Genomic DNA, 15,947 nt, shown 5'->3' with positions numbered 1-15,947 from the left:
GGAGGGCTCATGTCTGCCCCCGCCGCCCTCCCCCGCATCACGTTCCCTCCCGAGCTGCCGGTCAGCCAGCGGCGGGACGACATCGCGCGCGCGATCGCGGGGAACCAGGTCGTGATCGTCGCCGGGGAGACCGGGTCGGGCAAGACGACGCAGCTGCCCAAGATCTGCCTGGAGCTGGGTCGCACCTCCATCGGCCACACCCAGCCGCGCCGGATCGCCGCACGGACCATCGCGGAGCGGGTCGGGGAGGAGCTCGGCCAGTCCGTCGGCGAGCTGGTCGGCTACCAGGTGCGTTTCACCGACCGGGTGTCGCAGGCGACCAGGATCAAGCTGATGACCGACGGGATCCTGCTCAACGAGATCCACCGCGACCGGCTGCTGCGGAAGTACGACACGATCATCATCGACGAGGCCCACGAGCGCAGCCTCAACATCGACTTCCTGCTCGGCTATCTCAAGGAGCTGCTGCCGAAGCGTCCCGACCTCAAGGTGATCATCACCTCGGCGACCATCGACCCCGAGAGCTTCGCCGCGCACTTCGCCGCGGCCGACGGCACGCCGGCCCCGATCGTCGAGGTGTCCGGCCGGACGTTCCCGGTCGAGATCCGCTACCGGCCGCTCGTCGCCGAGCAACTGGAGGAGGACGAGGACGAGCCGGACCCGGTGCCGTCCGCCGACCGGGACTACCTGCAGGGCATCAACGACGCTCTCGACGAGCTCGCCCGCGAAGCGCAGGGCGACGTGCTCGTCTTCCTCTCCGGCGAGACCGAGATCCGGGATGCGGCCGACGCGATCCGCGGCAGGAACCTGCCGGGCACCGAGGTGCTCCCGCTGTACGGCCGGCTGTCCGCCGCCGAGCAGCACCGCGTCTTCCAGCCATCCACGATGCCCGGCGTTCGCCGGCGCGTCGTGCTGGCGACGAACGTCGCCGAGACCAGCCTCACCGTGCCCGGCATCAAGTACGTGATCGACGCGGGGACGGCGCGCATCAGCCGCTACTCGACCCGCGCCAAGGTGCAGCGCCTGCCGATCGAGGCGGTCTCGCAGGCCAGCGCGAACCAGCGCTCCGGACGCTCCGGCCGCACCAGCGACGGCATCGCGATCCGGCTGTACTCGCAGGAGGACTTCGAGAAGCGCCCCGAGTTCACCGAGCCGGAGATCCTGCGCACGAACCTCGCTGCGGTCATCCTGCAGATGATCTCGCTCGGCCTCGGCGACATCGCGGCGTTCCCGTTCCTCACCCCGCCGGACTCGCGCGGGATCAAGGACGGCCTGGACCTGCTGACGGAACTCGGCGCGGTGATCAGAGCGAAGGACGGATCCAACGCGCTCACCACGGTCGGCCGCTCGCTCGCGCAGCTGCCGATCGATCCGCGGTTCGCCCGCATGGTGGTCGAGTCCAAGCGGCACAACACCTCCCGCGAGGTGATGGCCATCGTGGCCGGGCTCACCATCCAGGATGTGCGCGAGCGCCCCGTGGAGAAGCGCGGCAGCGCGGACGAGAAGCATGCGCGCTTCGCCGACCCCACCAGCGACTTCCTCACCCTGCTGAACCTCTGGAACTATCTGGAGGAGAAGCAGAAGGAGCTGTCCTCGTCCGCGTTCCGCCGGATGTGCAAGGCCGAGTACCTCAACTTCCTGCGGGTGCGCGAGTGGCAGGACGTGTACCGGCAGCTGCGCCAGCTGGCCAAGCCGCTCGGTCTCACGATCGGCGAGCCGTCCGTGAACCCGGACGGCATCCACCGCTCGCTGCTGGCCGGGCTGCTCTCGCACATCGGGATCAAGGACCTCACCGCCTCCGGCAACAAGGGCGGCGCGCGCGGATCGCGGCAGGCGGAGTACCTCGGCGCGCGTCAGGCGCGGTTCGTGATCTTCCCCGGATCGACGCTCGCCAAGAAGCAGCCGAACACGATCATGTCCGCCGAGCTGGTGGAGACCTCCCGGCTGTTCGCGCGCACGAACGCGGCGATCGACCCGGCCTGGGCGGAGCCGATCGCCGGGGACCTCTGCAAGCGCCAGTACAGCGAGCCGCACTGGGAGAAGAACCAGGGCGCCGTCGTCGCCTACGAGCGGGTCACCCTGTACGGCGTCCCGATCATCCCGCGCCGGCGCGTGCAGTACGCCCGGATCGACGCGGAGCTCTCGCGGGAGCTGTTCATCCGGCACGCGCTGGTGGACGGCGAGTGGGACTCGCACCAGGCGTTCGACCGCGCGAACCGGAAGCTGCGCGCCGAGCTGCGCGAGCTGGAGGAGCGCACGCGCCGCCGCGACATCCTGAACGACGACGAGGCGGTCTTCGAGTTCTACGACCGGCGCATCCCGGCCGACGTCGTCTCCACCCGCACCTTCGAGGGCTGGTGGAAGAAGGCGCGCACCGAGACGCCGGACCTGCTCACGATGACGCAGGAGGCGCTGCTCGACGACGAGGCGGCCGACGTCGACGAGGAGGCGTTCCCTCCGGTGTGGCGGCAGGGCGACCAGCGGCTCACGCTGCGCTACCGGTTCGAGCCGGGCGCGGAGGACGACGGCGTGACCGTGCAGGTGCCGCTGCCGCTGCTCGCCGGGCTTCTGCCGGACGGCTTCGACTGGCAGGTCCCCGGCCTCCGCCACGAGCTGGTCACCGCCATGATCAAGTCGCTGCCGAAGGCGATCCGCCGCCAGGTCGTCCCCGCCGCCGACTGGGCGCAGCGGCTGCTCGGCGAGCTGTCCGGCGCGGCGGGGATGCGCGCGCACGACGGCGAGAAGCCGGCCGCGTCCCTCGCCGACACCCTCGCCGCGACGATCTCCCGGCTGACCGGCTCCCGCGTGAGCGGCACCGACTTCGACCTGGAGCGCCTGCCCGCCCACCTGCGCCCCACCTTCCAGGTGATCGGCGAGCGCGGCCGGCCGCTCGCCTCCGGCAAGGACCTCGCCGCGCTGCAGGACCGGCTCCGGTCGCGCGCGCGGGACTCGGTGGCGCGGGTGGCGGAGGCGCGGACCCCGAACGCCCTGGAGCGCACCGGCCTGACGAGCTGGGACTTCGACGAGCTGCCGCGGTTCCTGGACAGCACCCAGAAGGGCCCCAACGGAACGACGAACACGATCCGCGCGTATCCGGCGCTCGTGGACGACGGCCAGAGCGTGAGCATCCGGCTGATGTCGACCCCGGCCGACCAGGCGAAGGCGATCCCGGGCGGGGTGCGCCGGCTGCTGCTGGCGAGCATCCCGTCGCCGGTGGCGTACGTGCAGCAGCACCTCACCTCGAACGAGAAGCTGACGCTCGCCGCGAGCCCGTACCCGAACACCAAGGCGCTGTTCGACGACTGCCTGCTCGCCGTGATCGACTCGGTGCTGTACCGGATGAAGCCGGACGGCCAGGTCTTCATGCGCGCCGAGTTCGAGGCGGTGCGCGACCGGGTCTCCGGCGTGGTGATGGACTCGATGTTCGAGACGGTCGCGCTCGTGACGCGCATCCTGACCGCGGCGCGCGCGGCCGAGAAGGCGATCGCGGGCACCACCTCGCTCGCCTACCTGCCGGCCCTGAACGACGCGAAGGGCCAGCTGGCCGGCCTGGTCTACCCGGGCTTCGTCTCGGCGACCGGTCTGCAACAGCTGGCGCACCTCCCCCGCTACCTCGCCGGCATCTCCCAGCGCATGCAGGCCCTGCCGACGAATCCCGGCCGCGACCGCGCCTGGCAGACCCAGGTGGAGACGGCCGTCGCGCTCTACACCGACGCCGGCGGCCGCATCCCCCTCGCGCCGCACACCCCCGACAATCTGGTGCACGCGCGCTGGATGCTCGAGGAGTTCCGCGTCTCCCTCTTCGCCCAGTCCCTCGGCACCGCCGAGACCGTCTCCCTCCAGCGCATCCGCAAGGTCCTCACCCCCTAGGCCGCCGAGGACGCGCGGCCTCCCGTCCGGCGAACCGGAAGGGAGGCCCCGCTCTCGGCGCTCGCTCGAGGCTTGGCTAACCGCAGGACTTCAGCGCCGCGACGTTCTCACTGAGCACGAGCGGTCCACCGATCACGACGACCTTCTTCACACCGAGCGACGAGATCGTATCGACGGTCGCCTTCTTCACGCAGTCCTTCTGCGCGAAGAAGACGGGCGCGTTCGACTTCCCTGCGAGCACACCGACGGAGATGGCATCCGGGAAGTTGTCCCCGGAGACCAGGAACGCGATAGATGCCGACGTGAAGCCGCGCTGGGCGCTCCGGTTCGCCAGGTCGTACGGGTCGCTGCCGGTGAGCCGATCGATCTTCGGGGCCAATCCGGTGAGGCTGTTGTAGAGCCCGCTGCTCACCTTTCCGGCGTCGCCGATGACGTGGATCTCCTTGGGCGCAAGGCCACGGATCTGCGCGACCGTTGCGCTGTCGAGCGCAGTCTGCGATCCCAGGACGGCGATGACAGGGGCTCCACGGTGGATCGCCTCGTTGCCGGCGACCAGTGCCGTGGTCCAGTCGAAGGAGTCGACGAGGTATACGTGCTCGGCCGTGGTGAAAGCGGACCGGATCGTCTCGCGCGACGTCTCGTGACGCTCACTCCCACTCACGCGCACGGTGGTCGCAGAGGGAAGCGCCGCCTTCACGGCGGTGATGATGCTCTCCGGGACCACACCCGTTCCACCGACGAACACCACGCGCGAGGGCTTCAGCCGCACGAGCTCCGCCTTCGTCTCGGCAGGCAGCCCCGCAGCCTGTGTCAGCAGCAGCGGGCCGCCGGCCTTCGCCGCCGCGGATCCTGCGGAGATCGAGTCGACGTAGCCGTCACCGTTTGCGATGTACACAACCGGGGCCGTTGCCGGGAAGGCGGCCTGGGAGACGGCGACGGCGGTCTCGAAGCGCGTCGCACCATAGATGCGCTGGGTGAGCATCACCGTTTGCGCTGTCCACTGGACGCTCGTGTCGCTCGTCGTCGAGGTCTGGACGGGAGCACCGCCCGCCTGGCTAGGAGCCTTGATCAGCAAGCCCGTCGAGACGCTTCTGATCGCGACGGTGTCCTTCGTCGCCATGGCGAGGAAGGTGAAGCGCTGCGCCGCCTGCGCCGGATCGCAGGCCTGGGAGACCAGCTCGGCGTTCACTGCCGCACTCGGACTGCTGAGGCACCGCCCCGTCACGGAGTCCTTGAGGAGGAAGGTGTTCGGCGCCGCCTGCACCAGCTGCCAGGCGAACACCTGGCTCGTCGAACCGACGTTCGTGAATTTGATGCCCTGCTGGTCCTGGAACGACGCAATCCCCTGCACCTCGGAGGTGACGGTCTTGATCCAGGCGGCCGTGTCATCCAGACGCGTGGCGTACGCACCGTTGTTCGTCTGGCCGGTGGTGCCGATGCAGTTGTGCTGCCAGGAGCGGCTGTTCAGGGCGACGAGCTCGGCGCCGGCGCCCGTCGATCGCACCGCGGGCGCGCCGCTGTCGCCGAGGCACAGGGTCGAGTCGCCGGCGCCTTTGACGAACACCTCGCCTGGCGCGACGCTGTCGATCGAGAACGTGGCCCTGTGCGGCTGCTTGGGCACCCATTCCGTGGAGGTTCGTCCATAGCCCGTGAACTCGAGCTGGTCTCCGGCCTGAGGCGCGGTCGTCCCCACGCGTTGCGGGGTGACCCCGAGCGCGGGGCTCTGGAGTCGCGCGAGCACGAGGTCGCGCCCGTCACCGGGGTAGCGACGCAGGTCGCTGATCGGGATCCCCGTGTTCTCGCGCCAGGATGCATCTTTGCCGAGGAGCACCTTGGCGGAGAGCTCGGGCTTGCCGTCGGTGAGCGACGGGTGGTCGGCAGGGTTCCGGGTGAAGCAGGACGCCGCGGTCGCCACCCAGGACATCTCCACCACCGCCCCCGTGCACGTTCCATAGGCCGTCACTACCTTGACTGTGCTGGAGACCTGCTCGTTCGCGATCTCCTCACCGCCCGTCAGTGCGGCTGCGGGAACGATAGACGCTCCCACGAGGACCGCGGCGATGATCGCTGCGCCTGCGAGGTATTTCCGGCTTCGTGATGTCGACACGTCGTTGCCCTCTCTGTTCACTTCACGCGAAGCTCGATGACCGCGACGCCGGTCTCATCGATGCTGGTGTTGATGTTCTTGTACTTGTCTGCTGAGACCGTCACCGTGTCCGTCTTGATGTCGTCCCGCGTCGTCACGGTGAGGGCGTGGTTCTTCGATGCGCGGACGGCATACGAGCTCGGGATCTCCAGGCGCAGCCAGCCCGTGTCGCCGGTGAGGGTGAAGCAGATCTTGGGCCATGATGTCCGATCCCAGTCGCCCGTGTAGCTTTCGACGATGATCTGTTCCTTCACCCCGTTGCAGGAGTCTTGGATTATATTGCCGTCGCCCTCGGTGAGCAGGATGTTGTACTCCATCGCGATCCGGCCCGCACCGGGGTGCTGGAACGTCTCGACGGTGTAGCCCGCCTCCAGAGGAGGTGCGCCGGCCGGTTCGACCGTGTAGCCCGCCTCGCCGTCTGTCGCGGTCGTGTCCACGAAGGCCGACGCCGAGCCGATGCGTGAGGACGAATCTTCTTCGTCCGCCTGCGCGATCGCCAACGGCATGAGGACGCCCCCGATGCTCATGACGGCCGCGGTGGCACAGAGCAGTCCTATCGTTTGTCTCTTCTTCATCTTTTCTCCCCGTTTCCGCCGGGCACCGGCCGATGTACCGGTCGCCCGCAGAAACCTCATCAGGACGCGCTGAGCTTTTCCAGCTTCTTCACCGCGGCCTTCGCCTCGCGGCGCAGCTGCACGTTCGAGCTCGTCGCTAGCTCGCGGAGGCGCCCAAGCGCCTCGACCGCCTTCAGATCCCCGAGGGCGTAGGCGGCGAACGCCGCGCGCTCAGCGTCTGACCCGTCCAAGTCGGCGAGCACACCCGAGATGTCGACCTTCGCCTTGCCGTCGGCGTACAGCTCCTGGATGTAGCGCGCCCGGTACAGGCGATAGAGCGCGTCCTCCAGTGCGTCGAAGCGTCCGTCGGGCCGCTCTCTGTTCAAACGCGCGCGCAAGTTCTCAGCGTCGGGAATCAGCTCAACCAGCTTCCGGTTCGCTGCCACCTCGGCTCCGTAAATGATCCGGCCTGGGTCGTAGATCTCTGCCGGATTCATCAAGCGCCGTAGAACGTCAGGTACGCGGGAATCCTTCGAGCGGGCGAAATACTCGCTATATGCAGGAATCATGTATCGGATGTACAGGGAATCCTCGGTGAGCGCGGCAAGCTCTTCGAAGTTCTGATCGGTTGCCACACGGCCGATGCTGTCCATCAACTGCCAGCAGCTATCCGACAGCTCCTCTGTGGCGCGATCGAGGCAATCCTTGAACACTGCGATCCAGAAATGCGCCGCCTCGGCATCCTTGCCCCCATCGCGAAGGGCGTACGACGCTCCCGTTAGGAAGCTTCTTCTCTCCGCGGTTGTGGCAAGCCTGTCCAGAAAGGTCGCCGCCCAGCGACGGTAGATGGGGAGAGCCTCCTTGGAGCGCTGATAGTCCCGGCCCAAGCCCATCTCGTCAAGCTCAAGGTAGAGGCTCTCGAGGAAAGTGTTGGTCAACGGAATTCACCTTTCGTCTACCTGATCAAAACGTGTTCACGAGATGCACTGTTTGTTGACAAGGTCCTTGTATCTGACGTCTTCGAGCAGGGAGGTTATATGCGCGCTCATCGTTGTTATGATCACACCTGCCGCATTGCACCGGAGGAATAGCGTGTACTTGCTACCGGGCGCACCCTTCTGGCTGACGTGCAAGAGCCCGTCCTCGATTTGTTCGGCCACCCGGGTGCCGCTGAGGGTTTTGACGTTCTTCGATTCGAAGACATGAATGACGCCATCAGCACCCTCGTAGTATCCGTCCGCGATGCGTTCCTTCGCCGCGACCTTCTTGTCGGGCTTGAGAGAGAGGTAACGACGCGTCCCACTTTCATACATCTTCATGTCCGAGATCCCGAACTTGCCGGGGTTCTGCTCGATGCTCGAGTTCATCCAGGCCTCGCCGTACTTGCCGATGTCATTCGAGGAGGTCTTCGGCCCCTTGGGCGGGTTGATGCCCGGATTGCCGCCGGTGGGAGCCGGGAACCGGCACGAGGCGACGCCGACGGTCGGGCAGGCGGTCGGGATGGTCTTCGCCTTGCCCTTCACACCCGCGATCGTCTCGAGCGCGCGCGCGTAGTCGGCGGCGTGGTTGACGATCTTCGGCGCGATCTTGGTCAGAAGGGCGACGATCTTGCCCAGCTTCGCCAGTTTGCCGATCGGCAGAGCTCCCGCGACCAGCATGATGCACGAGCCGATGTTGCCCTTCGTCACGCAGTCCATGAGGTCGGTGACGCCGATGAAGTCAAGGAGCAGTTGGCCGCCCTCCTTGAGGATCATCTGCCAGACGTCGCCCTTCTTCAGGGTTTCGTACGCCTTCTTCAGCGCATCCACCGCGGCGGTTCCGCCGCTGGCGAGAGCCGCCGCGAGCTCGGCGTCCGTCGGCTTTTCGCCTGCCGTCTCAGCGGTCACAGTCGTGTACCGCTTGTCCTCGTCCTCGGCGCGCTTCTTCTCCTCCGAGATCGACGTCGCCTCGGTCGCGGCCTTCTCAGCGGCTTCCGCGTCCTTTCCGGCCTGCAGCGCGGAGGCGGCCGCGTTGCTCGCCGCGGTGGCCGCCTGCTGGGCGGAAGTGGCCGCCTGCTGGGCCGACGCGATCGCGTCGGCGGCGTGCGCGGCAGCGGCAGCGGCGTCGGCGCGCGCTTGGTTCGCTGCTTCGCGTGCCCGGACCGCCGACGCTGACGCCTGGTCGGCCGAAGCCTGCGCCTGATTCGCGTACCGATCGGCGTCGTCGGCAGACGCCTTGGCTGCGTCGGCGTGAGCCCGGGCCTCCGTCGCATAGCGGGCCGCGTCGCTGGCCGCCTTCCTGGCGGTCGCAGCGGCTTGCTGGCCCAGGGCGGCGGCCTCACGTGCCTTGGCGGCCGCCTCGGCCCCCGTGGCGATCAGAGCCTCCATGGATGCGATGTGGGAGCTGCTCTCCCGATCGCGCACCGCCGCCTCGTACTGACCCGTCGCAAGGAACTCCTTCAGCGCGGAGTCCGTTCCCGCGAGGGCCACGTCGACGGCGACGGTGAGCTCCGGCCCTGCGCCCTCGAGCATGCGGGTCGCCGCCTCTCGGTCGTCCGCCAGTTGGGCGCGCTCCAGCCCGCTCTGCAGGAACTCGTGGATAGCGTCTGGCGACGGCGAGTTCAGGGCCGCCTCTGCGGCCTTCCGTACTCCTGGGCCGTCGGCATCCAGCAGCTTCGCGACCGCGGCGCGCTCATCCGCTGCAGTCAGACTCCGCAACCCCGTGGCCAGGAACTCCTCGACTACGTCCTCGCCACCATCGAGCGCCTCCTGCGCGGCTACGGAGACCTGGTTGTTCTGGTGCTCGACGAGCGCGACGGCCCTGTCCCATCGGTCTTGTTCTCTCGCGGCCGACAACCCCGTCGTGATGAACTCTGCCAGCGCCTCCGGAGGGCCGGCCAGCGCGCGTTCCGCCAGCGTCCGCTCCGTCGCTCCCGCCCCGGTCGTCGCCACCCCGAGCACCGCTTCCCGCATCTCGCGGACATGGGCGTTGACGTCCGCACCGGGGGCAGACAGTTCTGTCAGAAGCTCCTTCGTCTGTGCGGCTCTCGCTTCGGCCGCGCGACGGGCAGCTGCGTCTGCGGCTTCGCGTTCGTCCTGCGCCCGCCGTTCGTCTGCGGCCTGCGCGATCAGGTATTCCCGCTCATCGGTCAGCCTGTCGTCATCCAACTGCCGTGCGAGCGCGAAGACCTCGCGCGCCTTCTCCACCGCCGCTGTCGAGACGTTCGCAGCGCTCGTGGCGGCGTTGGCGTATTCCGTCGACTTCGCCGCTGCGGTCTGCGCATTCCCCGCCTGTGTCGCCGCCTCGTCTGCTGCGGCTGCCGCCCGGTTGGCATGGTCTCGCGCTTCCAGGGCGGCGGCGCGCGCCTCGTGTGCCACGCGGCGAGCTTCCGCGGCGAGCGACTCGACGCTCGTGGCGGCGCGGTCCGCTCGGTCGGCCGCGCCCTGTGCGCGAGCCGCCGCGTCCCGAGCCTGCTGCGCATACTGCTGCGAGACGCCCGAGGCCTCGGCCGCGTCAGCAGCGGCCGTTGCGGCGGCGGCAGAGTTCTGGCCGGCGCGAGCGGCGGCTCCGGCTGCAGCCGCAGCCTCGTCGGTGGCGACGAGAGCCTGATCGACGGCGTCCGCGGCAGCCTGTGCACCACGCGCCGCCTCGCGCGCGCCTTCAGCGGCAGCCTTGGCCGCCGCAGTCTGCGACGCGTCCGTCGCCGCGTTGGCGGCGGCCTGTTGGGCAGTCGCAGCCGCCTGCGCCGCGCGCGAAGCGGCGCTTGCCGCGTTGGCAGCGGCTTGGGCCGCCTGACCCAACGCCGCCCTGGCCTCCTGCGCCGCGTTGATGGCCTGCGCCGCAGCAGTGGCAGCCTGCTGGGCGAGGGATGCGGCCCGAGACGCGGCCGCGCCGGCGCGTGTGCTCGCACCCTGCGCTGCCGAGGCTTCAGCAGCAGCACGCTCCGCCGCTTCCTTCGCCAGCTGGGCTGCTTGAACCGCTTGCGCCGACATCTCCTGCGCCTTCGCCGATAGCTCGACCGCCTGGGACGACGCGCTGACAGCTTGATCCACCAGCTGACCGATGGTCTGGGCCTCCTGGTCCCTGGCAGCGGCAACATATTGGCCGTACCGCAGGTAGGTGCGCAGATCCTCCGGATCGCCGCTGTCCAAGACGCGTTGCGCACCCTCTGCCACCGAGGGCGACTTGTCGAGGAGCTTGGCGACCTGCATCCGCACATCCGCTTCGTCGGCAGAGGCACGCTGGTCCCGGATGAACGCCTGAATCGCGACATCCGTACCGACCTTCAGCGCCTTCGTCGCGGCCTGCTTGACGACGGGAAGGCCCGTCGTCGCCAGACGTGTTGTCTCCTCGCGGTCATCGACGATCCAGGCCTTCTGCCATTGGACAGTGATGAACTCCTCGAGCGCTTCCCTCGTCCCCGTCGCCACGGCCTTCTGCGCGGCCTCGCGCGTCTTGGTCCTCCCAGAAAGCGCGATCTGGATGGCGAGCGTTCGGTAATCCTGGGTGATCGCGACGTACTGGCCCTCGTCGAGGAACTGCGTGACCGCCGCGTCGTCACCGGCGAGCGCCTGCTCCGCTGCAGCGGCGGTCGCCACCCCGCCCGACTTCCACAAGCGGAGCACGCCCGCGCGGTCCTTCGCCGGTTCGACGGGGGTGAACACCGATGCAGGAGCTTCGATCGCAGCAACGGCCGCACCGACCGAGCCGTTCAGCGGTGCGCCTGGGATCAGCGTCCCGCACAACGTCCCGATCGCGACTGCCGCGACGAACGCCTGGACCCGAACACTCCGTCGCGCGCGACGGCCCCCCGAAAACCGCATCCCACTCCCCCTGAGCACAGCTGATTTCCCGAAATTAGCACATGAGAGGACTCACACAAATTCTGGACCAGACGTGTAAGCATTCGAGGCGCGCCGTGCGGAGTCTGGCGCTCCCCGACCGGCGCTCAGACGGGGAGGTGGAAGCCGCCGTTGGAGTGCAGGAGCTGGCCGGTGATCCAGCCGCCGCGGTCGGAGAGCAGGAACGAGACCAGGTCGGCGGTGTCCTCGGGGCGGCCGAGGCGGCCGAGCGCGGTCTCGGCGGCGAGCGCGTCGGCGAGCTCCGGCGTCATCCAACCGGTGTCGATCGGGCCCGGGTTCAGCACGTTGGCGGTGATGCCGAGGTGGGCGAGCTCCACGGCCGCGGCGATCACGATGCGGTCGAGGGCGCCCTTGCTCGCGCCGTACGGCATGTTGTGCGCGGTGTGGTCGCTGGTCAGCGCCACGATCCGGCCGGAGCCGCGCGGGCCATCGAACTGCTCGGCGAACGCCTTGATCAGCAGCCAGGTGCCCCGCGTGTTCACGGCGAAGTGACGGTCGAAGGCCTCCACGTCCGTGTCGAGGATGCCGCTGTCGATCGAGTGCGCGTGGCTGGCGACGAGCGCGCGCACCGGGCCGAGCCCTGCGTGCACGCGGGCGATCGCCTCGCCGGGCGACTGCGTGTGCGCGAGGTCGACCGCGACCGGAAGCGCCCGCGCGCCGAGCGCCCGGAGGTCGTCGGCCAGCTCCTCGTGGACGCCCTCGCCCCACGGCATCGCCGCGTCGTAGTCGTCCCAGAAGCCGAACGCGACGTCCCAGCCGTCGGCCGCGAGGCGCCGGCAGATGCCGGCCCCGATCGATCCTGGACGACTGGCACCGGTGACGAAGACGACGGGACGTGCAGAGCGGGCGTCGTTGTCCATCCGATGATTCTGTCAGACGGTCACGACGCCCGCCTGTCCGCTATCGCGATCGCTCCCCAGAGCCCGGCCACGATCACACACAGATGAAGAGGCACAGCCGCTAGGTGCGCGTCGCCTATTGTCGAGTCGACTAGCACCAAGCCGATGTCTAGACCAAGCACCAGGATCGTCGTGCCGATCATGCTGTAGGGCGCTGCTTCGCTGATAGGGACCACCACTCCGCAGAAGAAGGTGATAGCTGAGAGCGAGACGAAGAGAAGCACTACCCGGGGAAGCAGGGACGCCACTGCGCCGATTGGGCTTGCTGCCGCAAGGCTCAGAATCAGGACGGATGCCTGAACCGCGAGAATCGCTCCGAACTTGACGAGCAGGATGACTCGAACGGGATAGCTCGCACTGCGATAGATCCAATGAAACGCCTGAGTCCGCCCATATGCGAGTTCACCGCCCAGAGCACAGAGAAACGCGAAGAGATACGAGCTGGGACCGAGCGGGAGCCAGTCGACACGAGCAGCCACGACCATCGCGGCAATGAGTAGAAGGAGACAGATATACGAGATCTGGCTGACAGGTTGACGCACGGCCAGCAGCAGCTCCCTCTTCGCGAACGCCACGATCCTTCCAGGACTGCCGGCTTGGCCAGAGGGAAGGAGTGCTCTCGTGTGGGCGAAAGCGACCCGATTGGAACCCCACGCGCCCAAGACGATCGAACCGATGAGCGTCAGAATCATGATCGGCCAGGCAGCCAGGAGCGCCCAAGCCGTGCGTGGAACTGTCTCGCCGAGCCATAACACGTCAAGCACCCGTCGAATGCACGACATCCGACCGTCGAACGCGCTCATGAGAAGGTCGCCTAACAGAATCAGCACAGAGGTCAGAGCAAACAGCAGTGACGCCAGGTTCGACAGCTCATCCCCGAGCCCGATCAGCTGCATGACTAGCCGCAGGACCGCTTTGAGTGAGAGCGCAAGCGCCGCAAAGGTGAGAGCGGCTGACGCTATCGCGCTCCCTGTCACTATCGGCGCAGGCATCGCCAACGAGACGAATGCGACGATACCTGCCTGGGTGGACAGAATCGTCGCCACTGCCACTAGGTACTGGGCCAACATGTCGCTCATACCAATGGCGAACCGGGAGGCTCCGGCGACCCGAGCGATCAGCGTTACATTCGAACGGTGGGGGATGAGGGTGCCGAATACCACAGCGATGATCGCGCCGAGAAGCATGACGCTGGACAACATGTTCGCCAGCAAGCCCTCACGCTGAGCCTGCGGCAGCGACGGCGACGGTTCGACCAGCGCACCGGCCATCTGATGCAACGTTCTGAATACAACGACATTCAATCCCAGGGCGATCGCTGCACCCAGAACGAGCATTCCGGCGACGACCCAACCGCCGCCTAAGGCGCTTCTGAGCGACGTCCGAGTCGACCGAATCGTAGCTCGAAATATCGGGAGTGCTGCTGTCCTCACGACGCCCCACGACGGTGTGCTGCGCGGAGTTCGCCGAGACCTTCGAAGAAGAGCCGGATCGACTCATCAACGACCACATCGAGACCAGTCAACGCGAGGAAAGACTCCTCTAGCGTCGTGCGCCCGTGAATCGCAACGACGTCGGCTGTCCTACCGGAATGCAGAACCCGTCCGCTTTCAAGGACCACTATTCGATCGCACAGCCTTTCTGCGAGTGACAAGTCATGGGTGGAGATAAGGACGGCGTTCCCGTGATCGACGTAACCCGTTATGAGCTGGTGCATGATCGCACTGGACTCAGGATCAAGGCCGCGGAATGGCTCATCGAGGACGAGAACGCTGGGCAGGTGGAGAAGTGCACCTACCACTTGCAGTTTGCGCTTCATCCCGTGACTGAACGAGCCGATCAACTCGTTGCGATGGCCCTGAAGCCGGAATCCGGTCAACAGCATCCAGATGATATCGTCGCTCACTCTGATGCCTCGGATACCCTGCATCAGGTCGAGGTACTCCTGCGCTGTGAGGAGTTCCGGCTGAGGCAAGTCATCGGGGCAGAACCCGATTGCGGGGAGATGACGCCTCTTCCCGCTTCGCGATTCGAGGTAAACGCTGCCCCCCGAAGGCTTGGTGAGTCCCGCGATGACATGGAGGGTAGAACTCTTCCCCGATCCATTCGGTCCCAAGAGGCCAACGACGGAGCCCTCTTCGACGGCGAAACTCACGTCTGTGAGCACAGCCTTCTTGCCGTATGTCTTGCTCACCCGGTCAACAACCAAGGTCACCATGGTTCCTCACGAATACCCGCAAGACCTGTCGCCCATCCGAACTCCATGGCGCGAGTGCGAACAGATGGGACTGGTAGAGAAGTACCCACGGACCCAGATATAGGGGATCACCGGGGAGGAAGGCGATCGGAATCATGGCCCACAGTCCGGCGATGGGTCCGACGATCGATATGCACGCGTCGCCTAGCTTTCCCGCCGAGGGCCTTTCGATCCGCGCTCGTCCCCATGTTCCGTTAAGCCTCACCGCCGAAAGCGTGTGAGGCGCGAACCACCGCACTCCGCACAGGTGTCCGAGTTCATGCAGATAGAGGCTGACCGGATAACAGACGACCGCAACGGCGACCGAGATACCGGCCTCGAAATCGCCCAACAAGCTGAGCACCCATAGCGACGCTGCGAGGGGAAGAGCGAGCAGCGCAGCCGCCGAGATGCAGGCTCTCCAGGAGACGGCAAGGGCTGCGCCGAATGGCCAGGACGCCTGCTCCACGGGTATTCCACCGGAAGCGGGGAGGATCACGCCGATGCTCGCCGTTTAGCCAGTACGATTCCGACGAGACAGCCGACCACCGCACCCGCGAGTCCGATACCAAACAGGAGAGCAAACGCGCCTGGCTCAAACGTCGAGCTCACCACGTCGTCGTCCGCGGCGACCGTCATGATCCCCGCGATGCTCGAGCCCACCGACCCATTCATCCCCCGGGCAAAGGCATTGAACCACAGAAGCAGCAAGACCACTCCCCCGAGAACGAACGCCAGGACGAATCCGATGCCCGAGGCCAAAAGGGCCGTCAGTGGACCACGACGCACGGCCATATCACGACGAGACATTTGCCCTCCTGCTTGGTTCTCCTTTTGAATCGCGGTCATCGCCGAGCTACAGCCTGTGGCAGTAGATCTTGAAGGTCCACGGGTCCACGCTGACGACTGTGTCCATTACCCCGCCGTTGGCCGCGCACATTGCGATTGCGCCAAGGACCACGGTTGCCCCGAGTGCCAACAACACGACGAGGGCAGCGATGATGATGAATTGAACGATGTCGTTCCGACGAAGGGCATCCGCCCTTGCTTCGCCGGCCGTCACGACCGCCCGAGCAGTAATGTTCTCCATCCATCCGACAAGAGCACCATGCTGCCTGACGGGCGCGAGTGTGGTTGCTACAAGAGCCACGCTCACTCTGCTTTCTCTGTTGACACAACCGCGGATGCGGCTCCGGTTCCCAACCAGCCGTAGGCGAGGTTGAGGATCATGGTCAGGTGCGGTCATCTAGGACGTAGAATCTAATCCCCCATACACCTTGCTGACATGATCGTGTATACCTGATTTGTCCTACACGTGCAATAGGTATTTCCAGATTGATATTCAACGAGTTGGTGATGCGCCACGAACGAGCGGGCGTCGTGCCCATCTGACGATTGTCA

Annotated in this window: 10 protein-coding genes; 1 reads left to right on the top strand and 9 read right to left on the bottom strand. The window is 66.9% G+C overall.

Annotated elements, in window-relative coordinates:
• Positions 1 to 9 precede the first annotated feature (9 nt).
• Positions 10 to 3,870 (top strand): ATP-dependent RNA helicase HrpA, encoded by a 3,861-nt coding sequence (gene hrpA, locus ACTHMF_RS04185; RefSeq protein WP_440316416.1) that lies wholly within the window; start codon positions 10 to 12, stop codon positions 3,868 to 3,870.
• 76 nt (positions 3,871 to 3,946) lie between these two features.
• Here the strand turns inward: hrpA and ACTHMF_RS04180 are convergent, their stop codons facing one another.
• The 9 genes from ACTHMF_RS04180 to ACTHMF_RS04140 all read right to left on the bottom strand — a co-directional run bounded on the left by ACTHMF_RS04180 (position 3,947) and on the right by ACTHMF_RS04140 (position 15,636).
• Positions 3,947 to 5,917 carry a cell wall-binding repeat-containing protein gene (locus ACTHMF_RS04180; RefSeq protein ID WP_440316415.1) on the bottom strand — a complete coding sequence of 657 codons (1,971 nt, stop codon included), beginning with the start codon at positions 5,915 to 5,917 and terminating at the stop codon, positions 3,947 to 3,949.
• Positions 5,918 to 5,994: 77 nt separating this feature from the next.
• Complete coding sequence (locus ACTHMF_RS04175; protein WP_440316414.1) at positions 5,995 to 6,543, bottom strand: hypothetical protein; 549 nt, start codon at positions 6,541 to 6,543, stop codon at positions 5,995 to 5,997.
• A gap of 107 nt (positions 6,544 to 6,650) precedes the next feature.
• Positions 6,651 to 7,508, bottom strand: coding sequence for a hypothetical protein (locus ACTHMF_RS04170; RefSeq protein ID WP_440316413.1), 858 nt, complete (start codon positions 7,506 to 7,508; stop codon positions 6,651 to 6,653).
• A 36-nt stretch (positions 7,509 to 7,544) separates the two neighbouring features.
• Positions 7,545 to 11,213: an ALF repeat-containing protein gene (locus ACTHMF_RS04165; RefSeq protein WP_440316412.1), complete on the bottom strand. Its 3,669-nt coding sequence runs from the start codon at positions 11,211 to 11,213 to the stop codon at positions 7,545 to 7,547.
• Between the two features lie 284 nt (positions 11,214 to 11,497).
• On the bottom strand, positions 11,498 to 12,271 hold the full coding sequence (locus ACTHMF_RS04160; protein WP_440316411.1) for an SDR family oxidoreductase: 774 nt from the start codon (positions 12,269 to 12,271) through the stop codon (positions 11,498 to 11,500).
• Positions 12,272 to 12,291: 20 nt separating this feature from the next.
• The gene (locus ACTHMF_RS04155; protein WP_440316410.1) at positions 12,292 to 13,647 is read right to left on the bottom strand and encodes a hypothetical protein; all 1,356 of its coding nucleotides are present in this window, start codon (positions 13,645 to 13,647) and stop codon (positions 12,292 to 12,294) included.
• A 92-nt stretch (positions 13,648 to 13,739) separates the two neighbouring features.
• Positions 13,740 to 14,528 carry an ABC transporter ATP-binding protein gene (locus ACTHMF_RS04150; protein WP_440316409.1) on the bottom strand — a complete coding sequence of 263 codons (789 nt, stop codon included), beginning with the start codon at positions 14,526 to 14,528 and terminating at the stop codon, positions 13,740 to 13,742.
• Between the two features lie 513 nt (positions 14,529 to 15,041).
• Positions 15,042 to 15,395 (bottom strand): hypothetical protein, encoded by a 354-nt coding sequence (locus ACTHMF_RS04145; RefSeq protein ID WP_440316408.1) that lies wholly within the window; start codon positions 15,393 to 15,395, stop codon positions 15,042 to 15,044.
• Between the two features lie 7 nt (positions 15,396 to 15,402).
• Positions 15,403 to 15,636, bottom strand: coding sequence for a hypothetical protein (locus tag ACTHMF_RS04140; RefSeq protein WP_440316407.1), 234 nt, complete (start codon positions 15,634 to 15,636; stop codon positions 15,403 to 15,405).
• Between the last annotated feature and the right edge of the window lie 311 nt (positions 15,637 to 15,947).

It is taken from the genome of Leifsonia sp. (genome assembly GCF_051955155.1).
Taxonomy (GTDB): Bacteria; Actinomycetota; Actinomycetes; order Actinomycetales; family Microbacteriaceae; genus Leifsonia.
This window is presented reverse-complemented; position numbering and strand designations above follow the sequence as displayed.